The 17,659-nt window shown below is 49.9% G+C and carries 18 protein-coding genes; 6 read left to right on the top strand and 12 right to left on the bottom strand.

Translation table 11 applies throughout. The annotated features are described in order from the left end of the window. Nucleotides 1–49: 49 nt before the first annotated feature. The 3 genes from GA520_RS22625 to GA520_RS22615 all read right to left on the bottom strand — a co-directional run bounded on the left by GA520_RS22625 (nt 50) and on the right by GA520_RS22615 (nt 2,296). Nucleotides 50–760: a hypothetical protein gene (locus GA520_RS22625; RefSeq protein ID WP_163335694.1), complete on the bottom strand. Its 711-nt coding sequence runs from the start codon at nt 758–760 to the stop codon at nt 50–52. 80 nt (nt 761–840) lie between these two features. Then, the gene (locus GA520_RS22620; protein WP_163335693.1) at nt 841–1,077 is read right to left on the bottom strand and encodes a hypothetical protein; all 237 of its coding nucleotides are present in this window, start codon (nt 1,075–1,077) and stop codon (nt 841–843) included. A gap of 88 nt (nt 1,078–1,165) precedes the next feature. Continuing rightward, a complete protein-coding gene (locus GA520_RS22615) occupies nt 1,166–2,296 on the bottom strand; it encodes a glycosyltransferase family 4 protein (RefSeq protein ID WP_205749174.1) in 1,131 nt (376 codons plus the stop codon). A gap of 73 nt (nt 2,297–2,369) precedes the next feature. Here GA520_RS22615 and GA520_RS22610 point away from each other — a divergent pair, with 73 nt between their 5' ends. The 3 genes from GA520_RS22610 (at nt 2,370) to GA520_RS22600 (ending at nt 4,479) form a co-directional block, all read left to right on the top strand. Then, nucleotides 2,370–3,554: a hypothetical protein gene (locus GA520_RS22610; protein WP_163335691.1), complete on the top strand. Its 1,185-nt coding sequence runs from the start codon at nt 2,370–2,372 to the stop codon at nt 3,552–3,554. Nucleotides 3,555–3,596: 42 nt separating this feature from the next. Then, on the top strand, nt 3,597–3,920 hold the full coding sequence (locus GA520_RS22605) for a DUF3302 domain-containing protein (RefSeq protein WP_163335690.1): 324 nt from the start codon (nt 3,597–3,599) through the stop codon (nt 3,918–3,920). Between the two features lie 232 nt (nt 3,921–4,152). Then, a complete protein-coding gene (locus tag GA520_RS22600; protein ID WP_163335689.1) occupies nt 4,153–4,479 on the top strand; it encodes a TolC family protein in 327 nt (108 codons plus the stop codon). 93 nt (nt 4,480–4,572) lie between these two features. Here GA520_RS22600 and GA520_RS22595 read toward each other — a convergent pair whose 3' ends face one another. Continuing rightward, entirely contained in the window at nt 4,573–5,061 is a 489-nt protein-coding gene (locus GA520_RS22595) for a hypothetical protein (RefSeq protein ID WP_163335688.1), read from the bottom strand. Between the two features lie 177 nt (nt 5,062–5,238). Between GA520_RS22595 and GA520_RS22590 the strand changes: the two genes are divergently transcribed. Next, entirely contained in the window at nt 5,239–5,799 is a 561-nt protein-coding gene (locus tag GA520_RS22590; RefSeq protein WP_163335687.1) for a DUF4136 domain-containing protein, read from the top strand. Nucleotides 5,800–5,826: 27 nt separating this feature from the next. Here GA520_RS22590 and GA520_RS22585 read toward each other — a convergent pair whose 3' ends face one another. Both GA520_RS22585 and GA520_RS22580 read right to left on the bottom strand, forming a co-directional pair. Continuing rightward, the gene (locus tag GA520_RS22585) at nt 5,827–6,048 is read right to left on the bottom strand and encodes a hypothetical protein (protein ID WP_163335686.1); all 222 of its coding nucleotides are present in this window, start codon (nt 6,046–6,048) and stop codon (nt 5,827–5,829) included. Between the two features lie 25 nt (nt 6,049–6,073). Continuing rightward, nucleotides 6,074–6,616, bottom strand: coding sequence for an adenine phosphoribosyltransferase (locus GA520_RS22580; protein WP_163335685.1), 543 nt, complete (start codon nt 6,614–6,616; stop codon nt 6,074–6,076). A gap of 319 nt (nt 6,617–6,935) precedes the next feature. Between GA520_RS22580 and GA520_RS22575 the strand changes: the two genes are divergently transcribed. Continuing rightward, the gene (locus GA520_RS22575) at nt 6,936–7,424 is read left to right on the top strand and encodes a ferritin family protein (RefSeq protein ID WP_163335684.1); all 489 of its coding nucleotides are present in this window, start codon (nt 6,936–6,938) and stop codon (nt 7,422–7,424) included. A 102-nt stretch (nt 7,425–7,526) separates the two neighbouring features. Here GA520_RS22575 and pta read toward each other — a convergent pair whose 3' ends face one another. The 5 genes from pta to GA520_RS22550 form a co-directional block, all read right to left on the bottom strand. After that, the gene (gene pta / locus GA520_RS22570) at nt 7,527–9,644 is read right to left on the bottom strand and encodes a phosphate acetyltransferase (RefSeq protein WP_163335683.1); all 2,118 of its coding nucleotides are present in this window, start codon (nt 9,642–9,644) and stop codon (nt 7,527–7,529) included. Nucleotides 9,645–10,302: 658 nt separating this feature from the next. Continuing rightward, nucleotides 10,303–11,583: a radical SAM protein gene (locus tag GA520_RS22565; protein WP_163335682.1), complete on the bottom strand. Its 1,281-nt coding sequence runs from the start codon at nt 11,581–11,583 to the stop codon at nt 10,303–10,305. Between the two features lie 28 nt (nt 11,584–11,611). Continuing rightward, nucleotides 11,612–12,979 carry a nitrogenase component 1 gene (locus tag GA520_RS22560; RefSeq protein ID WP_163335681.1) on the bottom strand — a complete coding sequence of 456 codons (1,368 nt, stop codon included), beginning with the start codon at nt 12,977–12,979 and terminating at the stop codon, nt 11,612–11,614. After that, complete coding sequence (gene nifE / locus GA520_RS22555) at nt 12,976–14,334, bottom strand: nitrogenase iron-molybdenum cofactor biosynthesis protein NifE (protein WP_163335680.1); 1,359 nt, start codon at nt 14,332–14,334, stop codon at nt 12,976–12,978. Before nifE ends, GA520_RS22560 begins: the two co-directional genes overlap by 4 nt. Before the next feature lie 256 nt (nt 14,335–14,590). Next, the gene (locus GA520_RS22550) at nt 14,591–15,424 is read right to left on the bottom strand and encodes an ABC transporter substrate-binding protein (RefSeq protein WP_163335679.1); all 834 of its coding nucleotides are present in this window, start codon (nt 15,422–15,424) and stop codon (nt 14,591–14,593) included. Between the two features lie 111 nt (nt 15,425–15,535). Here GA520_RS22550 and GA520_RS22545 point away from each other — a divergent pair, with 111 nt between their 5' ends. After that, nucleotides 15,536–17,029: a B12-binding domain-containing radical SAM protein gene (locus GA520_RS22545; RefSeq protein ID WP_163335678.1), complete on the top strand. Its 1,494-nt coding sequence runs from the start codon at nt 15,536–15,538 to the stop codon at nt 17,027–17,029. Here the strand turns inward: GA520_RS22545 and GA520_RS22540 are convergent. Continuing rightward, nucleotides 17,003–17,578, bottom strand: a complete 576-nt coding sequence (locus tag GA520_RS22540) for an acyloxyacyl hydrolase (RefSeq protein ID WP_163335677.1) — start codon at nt 17,576–17,578, stop codon at nt 17,003–17,005. The two genes, GA520_RS22545 and GA520_RS22540, sit on opposite strands and share 27 nt — an antisense overlap. Nucleotides 17,579–17,659: the final 81 nt, after the last annotated feature.

Raw genomic sequence — 17,659 nt, 5'->3', positions numbered from 1 at the left:
CCGGATACTGCGGTTCAAGAAAGAGTAGCCTGGTTGCGAGAAATGTCTGTTAACGACTCAGTTCCAGGCGGTCCAGGTCTGTATAATCGTTGACCCAGTCAAAGAGTCTGATACTGTTGGCGGATGCCGCTCCGCTATGGGTTGTCCAGATCTCGCCGGTGTTGTTGTCTTTCACTTTGATATCGCCGCTGCTGCTGATCTTGCCTGAAAAACTGCGGGCATAGGAGTAAGGTGAGCTGGTGCTTATGGAGATATTCTTGCCATCCTGGGAGACAGAAGCGGAAACGGAGACGTTTTCATTCCCTTCATTGACGAGGTTTACAAATCCGTTCCAGCTGCCGTTAAGGTCGGGTCCGGTGTACGGAGTGTCAGGCTCGTCTTCTTCAATTTCTTCGTCATCGTCGTCATCATCTTGGGTCTGGTCCTCGTCGTTACTGCTCGAGCTGGTGGCTTGTGTCTCCTCAATCACTGGTTCGGTGGCAGTACTGCTGTCACCACCACCGCCACCGGAGCCGAGTGCAACTGCCCCCAGGCCAATAGCAACTGCGCCGCCGACCAGAAGCCATGTTTTGGTACTGCTGCTTTCTGCTGATTCTTCAGGCGTTGGTGCAGAGAAGGCCTCATCCGTGGTCGGCGTGTCTGCACTGTTTTGAGGAGGCGACGCTGTTTGCGCAAAAGCTGTTTGCAGAGATAATGATGATGCCATCACAACGATGATGACAAGCCGCAGATAATAGCGAAGAGATAGTCTGGATTTCATTCTTGATTAACCGATACTCCGAATAATTATACCGGAAGCGGTTAGCCAGTATTTCTCATCTGTCGAGGTTGCTGCACATGTCAGGAAAGTTCGGCGATACAGATTGGCACGTTGTCGGGTGATTGTCCCGGCGATGGGCAACAGGTTTTTTCAGGCCGTGTACCACTGGGCATGTGCAGTAAGATCGGCGGCTTTTGTGGACCTGGTTCAATAAGGAATGGCCGGAGATTAACCTGCTGGGTCACGGCGGTCACGACAATTGACACCATGGCCATGAGAAATCCGGTTATGACGCTTACCGGTGGATTGTACTGCATTCCCACGAGCCGACATGTACTGCAAAAAGGATCCTATCTCTTTAGGTCAACCGAGGCAAATTATTTTTACATTATGGCGAAAAAAAGTTCAATTTTTTGAACGCACAGAGGGGAGGGCAGTACCAGAATTCCTGCGAATCTCGTGGAGTTTTTCACACAGGAGTCCATATCCGCGCTGGAGCTCATGGTTGTCGCGGATGTGTTTTGCAGCCTGTTTGCCCAAGCGGAGGCGGAGGGGTTTGTTTGTTATCAATATTTTGATATTACGAGTGAAGTCGCCTGGCAGTTCAGCGGGAGAGAGCAGCCCCGTCTGGTCGTGCACGACCGCTTCGCCGCCTCCCCAATTGCTATAGGCTATGATCGGTAAGCCGCAGGACTGGGCTTCAAGGTACACCATTCCGAGTGATTCTTCTATTCCGGGAAAGGCAAAAATGTCTGCTGCGGAATAAAGACGGAACATCTCCTCCCGTGGCATTTTGCCGCAAAAGATAACCTGACCCGGCAGGATTTTTTTCGCTGCGGCCTCTATTTCATTTTTACAATGACCATCGCCTGCTATAACAAGTCTGAATCGTATACCATCCTTTGCAAGTTCCCCACAGCTCTCCAGAACTTTTAGAATCCCTGCTGTTTTCACACCCGGCCGGAACATCGCTGCGGTGAGAATGACAGGATCGTCGCTGACTCCCCACTGTTTACGTTGTTTTTTTCGGGACTGTTCACAAAAGCTGAATTGACCACTATGGATGCCGGGAGCTATATAACAGATACGGTTTTCAGGAAGAATCCGTAACAGGTTTTTTTCATCTCGTTTCTTGTTGGTGAAAATGAGATCGGATCTCAGGAGAGACCATCTGTTCAGATAGAAACCTGCAATTGTATTTATTTTTTTTCGTCTCTTGGTGGAATAGATTCCCTGGAAGATGATATAAGGTATGTTAAGTCGTCGCGCACAATGAGGGCCAAGTAAGTCCGGTGCTTTGTAATAACTGTGATAGGTGAGCCACAGGTCTGGCTTGAAACTGCTGTTGATATTGGACAGCCTGTGCCGTTCCCGGAGGAGTTGCGGCCAGGAGTGAGGGCGGTAGTATAACCAGCGGCAACGCAGGGAGCTGATAAGTCGGCAATCGAAACCGTGTTGGTTTAAGTGGTCGTGGATTTCCGTACCGGTCACCAGGTCGCCGGACGGATTCGGGTGGCCCAGCGGTTTGAAAGGCATATAATAGGCTATTTTCTGCATACCGTAGAAAAACAGATATCACCTGATTCTGCATTGAAAAAGTGTCTTTATTATGAGAGTTGAATTACCACGTCTGGATGTCCTGTTGTATGCTCATGATGGTCGTGGCCTGGGGCATGCAGGGAGAAGTATCGCCATCGGTATGGCCATAAGGCGTTGCTACCCTGGGTTGCGTGTCCTGTTTGTTTCCGGCTGTACACTGGCGGGGGAGCTTATCGGCAATACCTCACTGGATTGGCTGAAACTGCCGGCTTATAAAACCGAGGTGGTGGCTGGACGTTCACGAGGTGTCGACGGAAACAGCGGCTTTTCTGATCATGACCTCGGACTGTTTCGTGGGTTGCAACTGCGCGACCTGATTCGCTTATACCGTCCACGAATGGTGGTTTGCGATCACAGCCCCCAGGGGAAACACAAGGAGATGATTCCGGCCCTGGAGGCGACATCGGCAGAAGACACCAGGTGGGTGCTCGGGGTTCGCGGAGTGGTGGGCGGGGTTCCTCAGGCGTCTTCAGGGTTGGCCCGGGAGTTGTTTGCAAAACATTACCACGGTCTGCTCTGGTATGGGGATTCTGAAGTCCTTGGTACCGATAACCTGGAAGAGTTAGGAAGCTTCTATGGTATGCAACCTCTGGAATGCGGGTATGTTTCACGATTGGGGGAGGTGTGTCTGAGAACAGGGGCTGGCCGGCAGGACCGGAAACGGTACTGTTGCACGGTGAGCATACCGTGGCTTGGAGAACAGTCCTTCCCTTTTGTCTCGGAGTTGGCTAAAGCCCTTGCTGATATAGGACCGGATTATGGGCTCTGGAGACTGTTTATCGACTTTGGTGAAGCATCAGCAGGGGACAGGGTGCAGAATTTGTTTCTGCCACTCTCCCACTGTCGCGTTGAACCCCCTTCAGGGCATGCCTATGTGGAGGCGTTGCTGAATTCCGAAACTGCACTCATCTATGGTGGCTATAACAGTCTGGCCGATGTGTTGCGGTGTGCTATTCCGGCACTGGTGGTGCTGCGGGAAATGAAAGATAATGAGCAACAGATCCATGTGCAGCGATTGTTGACGCATTCAGGGCAATTGCGTACCATTTCAGAGTCTGATGCAAGGTCGGAGCAGATCCGATCTTTGTTTTTTGAAATATTGCATTCCTCGTTCGTTGAAGAATCCAAAGTGAATATGAATGGTGCGAAAAACAGCGCTGATTATATTGCTGCTCTATTAGGCAGCACAAAATAATTTGTAAAAAAAACCGAAATACCTTGGAACGGGGAGGACAGTATGGAGGGCCGTGTTCTTGATTATGTTGCGCTGGGGATGCTTATATTTGTATGTATCACAATTGTTTATGGGATTATTTATGTTCATGACATACCGTATGAAATAGCAAAGAAGAGGAAGCATCTGCACATGAATGCACTTCATACGGCTGGCTGGGTAAGTCTCTTCTTGATGCATGCGATCTGGCCGTTTTTGTGGATCTGGGCAACTTTATACAAGCCTGGGTACGGTTGGGGCATAAGTCAACCGTCCAGAAAGGACGGGACATCTTTAAAAGATAAGGTGTCAGAGGAGTTGCAAAATCGTTTGGTCAGTCTGGAGTAGGAGCTGATCAGGCAGCAAAACGAAAACACCAGGACTGTGTCCAAACTCACCGAGCGCATTGCGCAGCTTGAGGGGATGAACCTGAAGGGGGGTGAGGAATAATACGGAACTATTACTAATACTCACCTCTCTCTCAATTGGACTGGGCCTGAACAACATTACCGAAGCAGCAACCAACCTGGCAGCCGGACTGTTTGCACCGCTCTAGACCGGCGGTGCCATCGAGGCAGAAGTGGCAAGTGCCACCGCGGAACAGAACCAGGCAATTGCGGCCTACGCCCAGACAGCTCTACAGGCGTTTAAGGAGGTGGAGACGGCACTCGCTAATGAAGAACACCTGATGAAACGGGAAGAATATCTGCAGACGGTGGTGTCCGAGAATCTCAAGGCCTATGAGCTGATGAAAGTGCAATACGATATTGGCAAGATCGAGTATCTCGATGTCGTAACCGTTCAGAATAAATGGATTCAAGCCAGGATTGCCTTGATTAACACCTCTGCCCAACGCTTGCTCAACAGGGTGCAGCTGCATCTGGCCCTTGGTGGCAGCTTTGAATAAAGATCCCCTGGTCGAGATATTTCATCAGTTTAGGCGTTCATGGCGGGCCTTGCCCTTACCCTGGAGGTAAAGGAGAGGTCCACCCGGAGTCCATCAATGATTGCTGTTGTTGTCCGCACCCGGCCGGGACTGGGCCGGTGACGGCTCCGGAGGCGGGATGACAATCTGATGAGTCTCTGATTCATTGAACCAGGCTGTTACCCAGTAGTTACGTGTATATATCATGCCGATCCGTTTGTTGTCCTTCGACAGGATCTCCTTACCCTTAAACTCATTGTCAAGTCTGAGGTTGCGTATTGTAAACTCACCCTGCCAGAATTCCTTCATCTTGATGGTTGGAAAGATCCGTGTCCAGAAGTCACTCTGCAACGTATAGTTTTTGTCCAGAGCCAGAAAGGCTATCGGGCTCAATTCCCGACCGTAATAATAGTATTCGTATTGCTCTGGCAGAGGCCAGCCGGTAAAGAGTTGCTCTGCTTCCATTGAATCGTTGATATTGGCCATATTTCGGCTGACGCAGCCGTTTTGGCTGAGGAGAAGAGTTAGTGCAAGTATAAGAGTGAGAACAATGCGGTTTTTCATAATATGCACCTGAAGGTAGTGGGTTGATGAGTCTTGCAGGTATGGCATGATATAAAATCCTGTACTATGTCAGAATTTGAGGTATCATGACGGCAGTTCACGATGGGCTGGGGAGATACCTGACTCTTCCCGATTCGTTTTCGTGCCTATTCTTCTATTATCAATATGGAAAGGAAAATGAAAAGGATAATTCCAATACTTTGTTTTCTTATTGTTTTGTGTGCTGCAGGTTGTTCAACAGTCACCGTTACCGATGAAGCGGTCGGATCACTTGACTTACAACAACTGAAAAAATACAGTTGGCTGGCACCGCAGGATAAGGTTGCTCACGTTCGGGCCGTAAAACCAGAGGTGGAGAAACTGATCGTTGCTTCTGTGGAAAGATATCTGGCGGGGAAGGGGTTGGAGCGCACTGCGACAGAGGATGCCGATTTTTTTATAGCCTGGTTTGGCAAAGTGGATGAAAAGGTTTCCCGCACATCAGTTGCACATTTCTACCGTCCATACGGATATGGCGCTCTGGCGGCGCAGCATCCCGTGATGGTTGAAGAGGGGGCACCTGCGCAAAACTGGCAGGAGGGGACCTTGATATTGGATATAATTGACGCTGACAGTAAAGCCGTTGTCTGGCGGGGGAGCGCGACAGACACCATCAGGGGGGATATGTCAGCCGATGAGGTTGTTGTTTACATAAACCGGTCTGTAAAAGGATTGCTCGACCGGTTTTTTTCTCGCTGATAATAGTGGTGCTGCCAGAGTGTGGGGTTATCTTTTTCCCCACACGATCCACCCCTCTTTTTTCAGTTTTTCCACGCACTCTTCATTGTCCTTAAAGTGCTTGTCCAGGCCGATAACCCCCACGTCACAGTTCTTGAATTCCATTGTTTCCGGATTCTGCATAATGTAAACACGGGGTTCTCCCTTCAGGGAGGCGCAGGAACTGAGAAGGGCTATGGCTGTAAGAAGTAACAAGCTGTTTCGTTTCATGGTAATTTTTCCCTTGTGATGATAGTCAGTCACCTTCAAATTCACAGAAGGCGTGGACTTTCAGACCGCTGTCACGTAGTTTTTTACTGCCGCCGATATCCGGCAGATCGATGATGGCTGCAGCCTCGACAATTTCCACCTTGAGTCGTTGCAACAGGTTGGCAGCAGCAAGCATGGTTCCCCCGGTGGCAATGAGGTCGTCAATCAAGATGATCCTGGCTCCTTTGTGTAGCCAGTCGGTTTGAATTTCCACCTCCGCTTGACCATATTCAAGACTGTAAGCCTCTGAGATTGTTTCGCCGGGCAGTTTACCTTTTTTTCGAACCGGGACGAAACCCGCGTTTAATTCATAAGCCAGCGGGGCACCAATTATAAAGCCACGGGCGTCGATACCCACCACCGCGTCAATGCGCGTGGAAAAATAACGATGGACAAAGAGATCGATGGTTTTGCGAAAGACGAACCTGTCCTCAAGCAGAGAGCTGATATCCCTGAAAATGACCCCTTTCTTGGGCCAGTCGGGAATGGAGCGGATATGATTCGTAAGATCAAAAGGTGTGTCATGCATGGTGTGCCCGTAATAGCTTGATAATACAACGTAATTTATTTTTACAAAAAATGATAGGATCTCATTATCTATAGAGTAGTTACTGAAACCTGTTATCTTACCAGTAAAAAATTGATGTGCAACTCATTCCACAAAGTCGGGGATGAGGATGCGGCAAAGTCGATTACGCTGGTTTTTCCTGAAAATATTTGCCAATGTACCGAGGATACACTAGGATAGATTTTGACGGCGGTTTTAGCCAATCCGGTATCATACCGGAATGAAACCGCCATGTAGTCCAAAGTATTCAGCCACTCTACCATACATAAGGAGGCGTTACATGAACGTGTTTGAGTTTGCCATGCAGATGGAGAAAGACGGGGAAAATTTTTACCGAGAGATTGCAGAAAAAAGCAGCGATCCCGGCCTCAAAAGAATATTCAATACCCTCGCTGATGAAGAGGTCATTCACTACCAGACCTTTAAGAAACTCTTTGAAAAGAGTGGTGCTAAAGCTGTAGAGAGTAATATACTGGATAAAGCAAAAAATATTTTCAGTGAAATGAAGGATGCAGGTGGCTTTGATATCTCTGCTGAAACAATGCAGACCGAAGCTTATAAAAAGGCGATGGAAGCTGAAAAAGATGCGTATACCTTTTATGAGTCCAAGGCAAACGAAGTAGAAGATGAGAATGAGAAGCAGATACTGCTGACTTTTGCCCGGGAGGAGCGCCGTCATTACCGGCTGCTGGAAAATGTACTCGAATTCATCTCACGGCCGGAATCATGGCTTGAGGACGCGGAGTTTTCCAATATGGAGGAATACTGATATCGCATACCGTATGCGTATATATATGGAGTAAAAGAAAAAAACCGTTGCCCTGAAAAGGGCAGCGGTTTTTTTGTGCCTGATTGTGATTACCAGGAGACGTTACTGTTGATTCTTTTCTGCCTGGGCCTGTACCGCGGTAATGGCAACAGTGTTGACGATATCGGGTACCAGGCAACCACGGCTCAGATCGTTGACCGGTTTTCTTAATCCCTGCAGGATAGGGCCAATGGCTACGGCATTGGCTGAACGCTGGACCGCCTTGTAGGTGTTATTGCCTGTATTGAGGTCGGGGAATACAAAAACGGTGGCCTTGCCGGCCACTTTGCTCTCCGGCATCTTGGTCTTGGCAACCGAAGGGTCGACCGCAGCATCGTACTGGATAGGACCTTCAATCTCAAGTCCTGGGAAGACAGATTTGGCACGCTCTTGCGCGATTTCAGTGGCCCTGCGAACCTTTTCAACCTGTTCTCCCTTTCCGGAACTCCCGGAAGAGTAGGAGAGCATGGCGACCAGGGGATCGATGCCAAAAATGGCTGCTGTTTGTGCCGAGGAGATGGCGATTTCGGCCAGTTGTTCCGCTGTGGGGTTGGGGTTGACAGCACAGTCACCGTAGACGAGGACCCTGTCATTGAGACACATCAGGAAGACACCCGACACGATCGAGCACTCCGGTTTGGTTTTAATGAACTGGAAGGCGGGACGAATAGTGTCGGCAGTGGTGTGAATGGCACCTGAGACCATGCCGTCTGCATCACCCTTATAGATCATCATTGAACCGAAATAGTTCAGGTCCTTCATGATGTCACGGGAATTGTCAAGCGTAATACCCTTGTTCTTCCTGAGTTCATAATAGGTTTCGGCATAGTCTGCGAAAAGAGACGATTTTTCCGGCTCGATAATGGATGCGCTATCCAGGTGCAGCCCCAGACTACTGATTCTCTCCTTGATCTTGTCTTCTTTGCCAAGCAATGTGATATCAACGACTTCGCGGCGCAGCAGTACTTCCGCAGCCTGGAGAATCCGGTCTGTCTCACCTTCCGGCAGGACGATATGCTGCCTGTCTGCTTTGGCGCGTTGCAGAAGCTGTGACTCAAACATCTTGGGCGTGACGATGGTGGTGCGGGTCTTGATGATTTTATCGCTCAGCTCACCCATGTTGATGTGGCGCTCAAAGACTGCCAGTGCCTGGGTGATTTTCCGGGTGTTGTCCGGGGTGATTGCGGCATGGATATTTTCAACCCGGATGGCTGCCTCATAGGTGTTCTCGCTGACGGCGATGATCGGTACGGTATCCTGGAAACCCTCGATAACGGTCTGGACTGCACGTTCAGGAACCAGCCCGCCTGTCAGCATCAGGCCCGAAATGTTGGGCATGGACATGGAGTGGACAGCAGCCAGACTTGCCAGGATCACATCGGATCGGTCGCCGGGGGTGATGATAAGGGTTCCATACTCAATCCTCTCCAGCAGATTGCGAAGCTGCATGGCGGCAATGGTGAAGCTGCGCACATGGCGGGTAAGGTTCTCCTCACCATACAGGATCTCAGCGTTGAGCAGTCGCGCCACTTCTCCCACAGAGGGATTACCGAGGTTTTCATCATTGGGGATGACATAGGTCAGCTGGTTCTTGCTGATGCCCTCCTGCTGAAACCGGTTGATGACTGCGTCCTCATAACTGCGATCTACCCGGCTGGCGATAACGGCTACCGGGTCGCAGCTGCGCTCCTCAAGTGATTCAAGGTATACCTTGGTGGACCGGATGAGTTCATCGGGGGTCTTCATTTTGCCGCTGACCACCAAAACAACTGGACAGCCAAGGTTGTTGGCAATGTCGACGTTGATATCAAAATCAAAGGATGCGGTGGCACCTTCGAGTTCGATTCCTTCGCAGAGGACAAAGTCGACATTTGCAGCCAAGCTGTTGTATTTGGCCAGAATGCCGTCGAGCAGTTCCGCCTGTTTGCCGAGGGAGATCAGCTGGCTCGCTTCGGTTACTGTGTAGGCGTACATCTCTTCGTAATCGGAACAGAGATGGTACTGGCTCTTGATCAGGTTGATGGTGTTGTCCCGCTCTCCCTGGTGGTGGTCAGACTGGACCAGCGGTTTAAAAAAACCTACTTTCTTAATGTTTCGGGTGAGTAGTTCCATTAACCCGAGACTGACGACTGATTTGCCGCTGCGTGGCTCAGTTGCGGTCACATACAGTTTATTTGCCATTATGTCCTCTACTGCCTTCTACTGGGATGTGAAGAGGTCTTTCAACACTCTTCGGCATCAATTAGTCATTTCGGTGGGGAACCTTACAACTGTGTATATAAAAAACCGGATATAAGTAATACTGAACAGCAAGAATAGAATTGGTAATACCAATGTGGATGATGATCTACCTTGATGTGGTTTCCGGGCTTTTAAAAATAACACGAGTTAGCCGGAGTTAGACGAGTTTGCGTAATATTGTTTAATAATTACAGTCTGATATTTCCTTTGGCATCTGTTTTTGATGAGTGCCCTCTCGTGCGTTCTGTAAAATGCTGCTATGGGCAACAATATAGCTTACTAAATTCGGCATGAAATTTCCAGCTTTGATGTATGAAATGTGTGATTTTTCATTACTCCGGAAAATTCAGGCATGACGTTGGTGAGTAATTGCTGAGGTTTGGTATCTAAATCGAACCAATAGCGAGGGGATGATTCGTAAGGAGAAAAAGAGTTGTTCTATGGTTTTCCCAGGAATGAAGGGAAGAGGAAAAGGGCGACAGAAAATATTGAGGAGGCTTGGCAGCGTTTTCTTTTCTGTCGCCCTTAGAGGAGCTTTTTTATAGTACCTCAGTTGAATCGTCCTCCGTTATGTTCAGACGATTCTGGACGGGATTGATCAACCACATCCTCCGCCGTTTCCAAGGCATTCGCCGGAAGCGCATGATTTACGTCGTCCCTTGAGCCTACCCTTGTGGCCGTCTGAAAAGACCGTTTCAAGAGCCTCTTCAATAAACCCGGCGGCTTCGACTGGTTCGACTCCTGCTTTCATCAGGATATCGAGGGGAGTGTCGCCGATGCCGCTGATGAGGACCGCGCGGCAATCACGAAGAATCCGGGCCAGCTTATGCCACCTTTTGATCCCCCCGCCGGCTGAAGGTGCATCCCGTTCGGTGATTTTTCTGTAGGTGCCGTTTTTTTCTTCACCCCAGATCTGGAAAGAGCGGGCTTCACCAAGATGCTGGTTAACCAGAACCCCTTCCTGGGTGGCCACCGCGATATAGGGGCGGGCTACCGTTTTGGGAATTTTTGCGGTAGAACAGTCACTGAGACAACCTCGGAATTCTTCGGTTCGGTCGTCACCAAGCAGTCCCACGGCATCGGCCCTGCACCTGGTGCAATGACGCATCTGCGGCAGGTATTTTTCAGCTGTTTTTCTCAACTCTTCCATCTGTTCCTTCGGAGGCTGTTCCAGATGGCCGAATGGGGTGTTTACATTGGGAAACAGGGCCATGCAGTTAAATAGGTCGGCACCCAGCTCCTTCATGCTCCGGGCGACCTCTTCTACGTGGTGGTCGTTGATACCAGGAATGACGATGCAGTTGATCTTGACTGTTATGCCATGTTCTTTAAGCTTTTTTACGGCAGCGAGCTGTCGGCTTAGAAGAAGTTCAGCCCCTTTCAGACCCCGGTAAATCACCTTGTTGTCGCTGACCCAGCCATAAATCTTACTTCCGATTTCAGCATCTACAGCACAGACGGTGACGGTGACGTGACTGACCTCCAGCTCTGCCAGTTCCGGGATGTAGGGCCCGACTCCCATGCCGTTTGTTGAGACACAGAGAATTGTGTCCGGGTGGTTTTTACGGATTCTTCGCAGGGTTCCCATCGTCTCCGGCCCGTTGGCAAACGGGTCTCCGGGGCCTGCGATTCCGGCAACACTGATGCGTGGTTCTTTTTCCAGCACCTTATCCATGTACAATTCCGCTTGCGGTGGACTGAGTATAGTGGATGTGACGCCCGGCCTGGATTCGTTGACGCAATCGTATTTTCTGTCACAGAAATTGCATTTGATATTGCACTTGGGGGCAACCGGCAGGTGAACCCGTCCGAATTTTCCCTTGGCTTCAGGGTTAAAGCAGGGGTGACGATGAAAATCCTTTATGTCGATATTTTCCATTGTTGCGCCTTAAGGTAAAAATTTATAATTACATGTAGGTATATCCGACATCCGATGCGTCCTGTTTGCAGGCGATCATGGTGTTGGTGATGGTGTCAAACAGGGCTTGTGCTCCGTGATACCCAATATGCAACAACCGTTGTCCACCTACCCTGTCATGAATGGGGAAACCAACCCGGATGAGGGGGATGTCTTTTTCCCTGGCAAAGGTGTATCCTTTGGAATGGCCGATAAGCAGGTCGATTTCGAGCTCTTCGGCCCGCTCCTGGATGTTAAAGAAATCAACATTCTCGTATACTTCGGGCATTTCGCAGTTCATTCCTTCCAATACGGTCTCGATCGATTTTTTGAATTTGCCGCTTTTACCTCCGGAGGCACAAAGGATAGGTGCAACACCTATCTCGGAGAGCAGGGAGGTAAGCCCTACGACCAGGTCTTCCTCGCCGTAGATGACCGCCCGCTTGCCGAAAATGTATTTGTGGCCGTCGACCATGGCATCAATTAATCGGCCCCTCGCATTGCTGTATTTTTCGGGGATTTCACCGTTGCCCGCCGCAGCCAGGGTATCCATGAACCTGTCTGTTTCACGGATACCGATAGGCATGCCAAGCCTGGTGAGAGGGACACCGTGCATATCGCGTAAGCTGGTTCCTGCAGAGGCCTCCGGTAAGGTATGGCCGCACTCTATAGAGAGTGCGGCATCGCCCATATTTCGTATGGCTTCAAGTGGTGTTCCCCCTTTGGGAATCAGCGGGTATTCGTTCAGCGCTTCTCCATCAAGGGTATCGGAGATATCTGGAAGGACGGTTGCCTGTATGCCGAAATCCGCTATCATTTCCTTAAGGTAACGCAAATCTTCGGCAGAGAGAAAACCGGGCAGGATGTTGAGGCATTCGCTTCTGGTTCCGCTGCTGATGCTGAGCTGTTCCACTACGCCTTTAATGGCAGTGTGAAAACCTTCCATGTGGGTACCTGAATAGCTCGGGGTGGAAACAGAGATAATAAGCGGAGCATCATCACCTTGATTGAACTCCTTTTCATATTCGCTCACAATCATTCGTACATCGTCACCAATGGTTTCGGTTAAGCAGGTTGTGGCGACTCCGATCAGTTGCGGTTTGTATTTGGCTGTAACGTTTTTCAGCCCGAGCTTGAGATTGGCAGACCCACCGTACACTGCATGCTTCTCTCCAAGTGAAGAGGAGGCGATGTCTATCGGTTCGTTAAAGTGGCTGATGATATAACGACGCATGTAGGTCGCGCACCCCTGGGAGCCATGCAGAAAGGGAACAGCGCCTTCAATCCCGCGAAAAGCCAGGGAGGCCCCGAGAGGTTCGCATAGTTTGCAGGCATTGGTCGTTGACACGTAGTTGGGCATCTTTGGCATCTTGCTCATGGTGTTTCCTCCTCGGCTCTTCTGGGGACAAACTGCCATACCGGGCTCATGACCGATCCGTACACTTCTTCTGCAAAATTGAGCATGCCCGTAAAGCCTGCCAGCATCTCTTTGCGTTCGTGGTTATGGTCGCAGAAGGCGACACCGAGTTTATAGGCTATGGGGCGTTCCTTGACGCCTCCGACAAAGAGGTCAACGTCCTTTTCTCTCATAAAGGCAGAGAGCTCGAGCGGGTTGGCGTCGTCGATAATGATGGTGCCCTCATCGGTGATTTCCTGGAGTTCTTCGTAATCTTCCTTGGTGCCTGTCTGTGAGCCTACCATTACGACATCCATACCGATCAGCCGGAAAGCCTTGACCAGTGAAAATGCCTTGAAGGCTCCACCTACGTATATGGCGGCTTTCTTGCCCTTGAGTGCCTCTTTATATTTCTGCAGCTTGGGCAGCAAGTTCTCAAGCTCTTCCTTGACCACCTGGCGAGCTTTTTCCAGCATGGTGTCATCTTCAAAATAACGGGCTACTTCATAGAGGGATTCAGCCATGTCTTCCACCCCGAAATAGGAAACGCGGATGGAGGGGATATCGAATTTTTCCTCCATCATATTGGCGAGATCCTGGGTTGCCCCGGAGCACTGGACGACGTTTAAGGCTGCTCCATGAGAACGTTGGATGTCGGCGACACGACCGTCCCCGGTAATGTTGGCAACGACCTCGACGCCGATGCGGTTGAAGTATTCCCGGATCAGCCAGATCTCACCCGCCAGATTGAAATCGCCGAGAATGTTGATGGAGTGTTTTGAGATGTTGGTGATATCGCCGGTACCGACCAGCTTCGACATGGCGTTGCAGGCGGCTTGGTAACCTGCCCTCTTGTTGCCTTTGAATCCTTCCGACATAACCGGCAGAACCGGAATCCCCTTCTCTTTTGCCACTTTCTTGCAGACCGCCTCCAGGTCGTCGCCAATAAGTCCGACGATGCAGGTAGAGTAGACAAAAGCAGCATTGGGGTTGTGTCTGTCGATAAGCTCGATGAGTGCCTTGTGCAGCTTCTTTTCTCCTCCGAAAATAACATCGATTTCCTGCAGATCGGTGGAGAAGGAGAGCCTGTGCAGTTCAGGTCCGGAGGAAAGGGCTCCCCGGATATCCCAGGTATAGACGGCACAGCCAATGGGGCCGTGAACAAGATGAATAGCGTCCGCAATCGGATAGAGGACCACCCGGGATCCACAGAAAACACAAGCCCTCTGGCTGACGGCCCCGGCCAGACTGTCCTTGTTGCATTCGATTTCAAAAGGTTTGTTCCCTTTACGGTGAATCTGGGGTTGCCTCTCTTTAAATATATGTGCAGTTTCCATTATTGACTCTGATAGTTGGGAACCGGTACAAGCCGGTTGAGAGATACAGGTTGACTCCTGTATCGCAACCATCGTGCCAATAGGGCACATGTAATAAAAAATTACGGTGAATCAGCTAAATAACTGTTTATTTCCCGAGATGAGAGGGGGTGGGGGCAGATACTTGCAGGTGTTGGAAGGATGCGTTTATGTTGATTTGCTACAAAAATGTAGAGGCAGGAAGGGCGGGGCAGAAGGGATCTGCCCCGTAATTATATCAGAGATACGGAATCCAGCGGTGGATACTTTCCTGAAGAAGTTTATTGTTGGCATTGGCAGTAATAAATTCATTGGCCGCCTTGAGCAGTTCCGGTTTGTTTTTGTTAACCGCCCAGGCAAGGTATTCTTCCGTTGCCATCTGTAAGACAGGGGTGAGTTGAGCCTTGTCATAGGTAGCTGCATAATGGCAGAGGATCGGGGCATCATGGACAAGCACGTCAATGTCGCCGGCGGCAAGGGCTTCGACACCATTCAGCGAGGTGGAAAAGCGGGTCAGGTCTGGTCGGTTGATGGTCTTGGTGATGAAGAGGTCGCCGGTGGTACCCTCGACCGTGCCTATTTTCGGGCTTCTTCCCATCAGGCTGTAAATGCCGTTGCTGTAACGTCTGGCCTCTGAACTTCGAGCCAGCAGAATTTGGCCTGATCGCATATAAGGTTTGGTGAACGCGACCCGGTACTGCCGTTTTTGGGTAATGGTCATGCCACTCATGATGATGTCGGTTGTCCCTTTTTCCAGGGCCGGGATCTGTTTGTCCCAGTCGAGTTCGATAAAGACGACCTCCCTGTTGAGGAATTTTCCCAATTGGCGACTGAGTTCAATCTCCAGCCCCTGGAGTTCACCGTTTTTTGTTTTAAAGGCGAATGGAGGGGCGTTGGTTGAGACGCCTACCCGAAGTTGCATGGGTTTGGAGGCACCTTTGTTAAGACTGGGTTGATGGCTGGTGCAGCCTGCAAGATGGAGGGTAGTGGCTGCCAGCAGGACAAAAAGGATCAGGCGATAGTGGATAGTCATGATGAGTTGGTGGTAATGTGTTGGGGTGAGAAATGACACTATGTTATGAAAGATTCTTGATCTTATCAGGAACCATGTTGTAATAAAAGGATTTTTGTTTTCCGGTAAAACCCAATAGGTGTGACCGGACAGGAGCATATCACGATACCGATGAACAGCATTGACAAGAAAAGAATACTGCTGGTCCATCCTTTGGGGTACAGCAGTGAGCAGGCTGCACGGGATGTTTCGAGACTGGCCAATGTCATGCCTCCTCTCGGTCTTGCCTCGATTTCTGCGTATCTGCTCGAAAATGGGTTTGATAACGATATTGTCGACTGTTATGCACATCCTGACTCAGATGGAATGATACGAGAGTATTTGTCTCGTTTTATGCCGGGTTATATCGGTTTTTCATGCACCACCTCTACTTTTCTCGACGGTATACGCCTGGCGGAGATGGCAAAGAAGGTGGTTCCGGGCATCCGGACCATCTTCGGCGGTGTACATATGTCCGCCTTACAAAAAGAGTTGCTCGTGGCTTATCCCGTCATTGACTTCGGTGTGGTGGGCGAGGGTGAACAAACACTTCTGGAACTCCTTTCAGCCCAGGAGGGGGCGTGCACCGATGTTGAAGGACTTGTACTGCGTAACGCAGATGGCGATCCTGTTTACACGGGTCGCAGGAAAAATCTCCTGGATCTTAATGAGTTGCCGTTTCCTGCGTATCACAAACTCGTGGGCTATCCGGAGGTTTATTCCCTGCCGATATTTAATTATCCGACGGTTCCAAACGGCAGTTGTCTTTCCAGCAGGGGGTGCCCTTATGCCTGCAGTTACTGTGACCGTTCTGTTTTTAACCGTACATTTCGCTATAACTCTGCCGACTATCTCTATCGTCATATGGCCTACCTGAAAGACACCTACAATCTCAAGCACCTTAATTTTTATGACGATCAGTTTACTTTCAACCGCCAACGTGTCGTCGATTTTTGCAGCATGATTGAAGAAAAACCGCTTGGCATGACCTTCAACTGTGCAGCTCGGGCCGAACATTTGGATGCAGAGTTACTTTATCTGATGAAAAAAGCCGGTTGCTGGATGATCAGCCTCGGTATCGAGACAGGAGATGAACAACTTCTCGCCCGTCATCGCCAGAACCCGGATCTGGCGATGATGCGTGACAAGATAGAGTTGATCAAAAAGGCGGGAATCCGGGTCAAAGGCTTATTAATGATGGGACTTCCTGGTGAGACAGAGGAGAGCATTGAAAAAAGCCGTAATTATGTTTACTCGCTACCCATTGATGACTTTAACCTGGCCAAGTTTACCCCCTTTCCGGGTTCCCCGATATATGAGCAGATACGGAACGGGGAAGATGTTTCGGGTGATTTTGATGAGGATTGGGAAAAAATGGACTGCATGCAGTTCAGGTTCGTACCGCAAGGGATGACGCAGGATCGTTTGGATGAGCTCTTTATTGATTTTTACAAAAAGCACTTCCAGCGTCCCAGTGTTCTCTGGGGCTATGTGACCATGCTCTGGAAATCACCGGATAGCTGGTACAGGTTTATGAAAAGTCTCACCGGGTTTCTGCGGTATGCCCGTGCAGGTTCCCGGATTCATGAGGATTCCGGATCAAAAAAACGAACCGACCTGAAATAGGACACCATTTATTCCCCGGTTATCATCATCAAGGCCGCCGTTTGAGATGTGGTAGGCGTGGAGTGTCCCAAATAGAGTGGTGGCCGGATTGATTTGCCATTCGCAACCAATTCCGGCTTGGGGGTTGAAGTTGACACGTAGCCCCTGCCCCTCGACCTGGAAATCGGTATAAACAATCCCGACGCCACCTTCTATATACGGTCGGATTGTTCGTGTTTCGAGTGCCTGCAGGTAATAGAGTGCATAGAAGTTAAAGGAAGCCAGCAGTCGTGTACCGGACCAGTCTGCGCCACCTAAATTGCTCTCGAGCTTAAACTTGAGGGGGGCAGGCGCCTGGTGGCCCCAGATCGATTCATAATCGTACAGGGCAGATAAACTCAGCTGCAGGAAACTAAATGTCGGCTCCGGATCATAGCTGGAGCCTGCCGAGAGGGCGATCCCTTTTTTTTCGGGAGAGGAGAGTGAAAACGCATAAATGGTGCCGGCCTGACAAAAGAACAGAAAGGCGCAGACGGAGATGGCAATTGCCCTGGAGGTGAAAGACATCATCGGTATTATGTTGTATTTATTGAAATTGGTTCAACAATTCCTGGTCGGAATATTATGCAAGTGATTTATTTTCCTAAAAAT

Source organism: Desulfopila sp. IMCC35008 (assembly GCF_010646885.2).
Lineage (GTDB): Bacteria > Desulfobacterota > Desulfobulbia > Desulfobulbales > Desulfocapsaceae > Desulfopila.
This window is presented reverse-complemented; position numbering and strand designations above follow the sequence as displayed.

What these genes read in the sequence shown, in the direction of transcription:
- GA520_RS22625 (WP_163335694.1), bottom strand. Translation starts at nt 760, where the DNA reads ATGAAATCCAGACTATCTCTTCGCTATTATCTGCGGCTTGTCATCATC.
- GA520_RS22620 (WP_163335693.1), bottom strand. Translation starts at nt 1,077, where the DNA reads ATGCAGTACAATCCACCGGTAAGCGTCATAACCGGATTTCTCATGGCC.
- GA520_RS22615 (WP_205749174.1), bottom strand. Translation starts at nt 2,296, where the DNA reads ATGCCTTTCAAACCGCTGGGCCACCCGAATCCGTCCGGCGACCTGGTG.
- GA520_RS22610 (WP_163335691.1), top strand. Translation starts at nt 2,370, where the DNA reads ATGAGAGTTGAATTACCACGTCTGGATGTCCTGTTGTATGCTCATGAT.
- GA520_RS22605 (WP_163335690.1), top strand. Translation starts at nt 3,597, where the DNA reads ATGGAGGGCCGTGTTCTTGATTATGTTGCGCTGGGGATGCTTATATTT.
- GA520_RS22595 (WP_163335688.1), bottom strand. Translation starts at nt 5,061, where the DNA reads ATGAAAAACCGCATTGTTCTCACTCTTATACTTGCACTAACTCTTCTC.
- GA520_RS22590 (WP_163335687.1), top strand. Translation starts at nt 5,239, where the DNA reads ATGAAAAGGATAATTCCAATACTTTGTTTTCTTATTGTTTTGTGTGCT.
- GA520_RS22585 (WP_163335686.1), bottom strand. Translation starts at nt 6,048, where the DNA reads ATGAAACGAAACAGCTTGTTACTTCTTACAGCCATAGCCCTTCTCAGT.
- GA520_RS22580 (WP_163335685.1), bottom strand. Translation starts at nt 6,616, where the DNA reads ATGCATGACACACCTTTTGATCTTACGAATCATATCCGCTCCATTCCC.
- GA520_RS22575 (WP_163335684.1), top strand. Translation starts at nt 6,936, where the DNA reads ATGAACGTGTTTGAGTTTGCCATGCAGATGGAGAAAGACGGGGAAAAT.
- pta (WP_163335683.1), bottom strand. Translation starts at nt 9,644, where the DNA reads ATGGCAAATAAACTGTATGTGACCGCAACTGAGCCACGCAGCGGCAAA.
- GA520_RS22565 (WP_163335682.1), bottom strand. Translation starts at nt 11,583, where the DNA reads ATGGAAAATATCGACATAAAGGATTTTCATCGTCACCCCTGCTTTAAC.
- GA520_RS22560 (WP_163335681.1), bottom strand. Translation starts at nt 12,979, where the DNA reads ATGAGCAAGATGCCAAAGATGCCCAACTACGTGTCAACGACCAATGCC.
- nifE (WP_163335680.1), bottom strand. Translation starts at nt 14,334, where the DNA reads ATGGAAACTGCACATATATTTAAAGAGAGGCAACCCCAGATTCACCGT.
- GA520_RS22545 (WP_163335678.1), top strand. Translation starts at nt 15,536, where the DNA reads ATGAACAGCATTGACAAGAAAAGAATACTGCTGGTCCATCCTTTGGGG.
- GA520_RS22540 (WP_163335677.1), bottom strand. Translation starts at nt 17,578, where the DNA reads ATGATGTCTTTCACCTCCAGGGCAATTGCCATCTCCGTCTGCGCCTTT.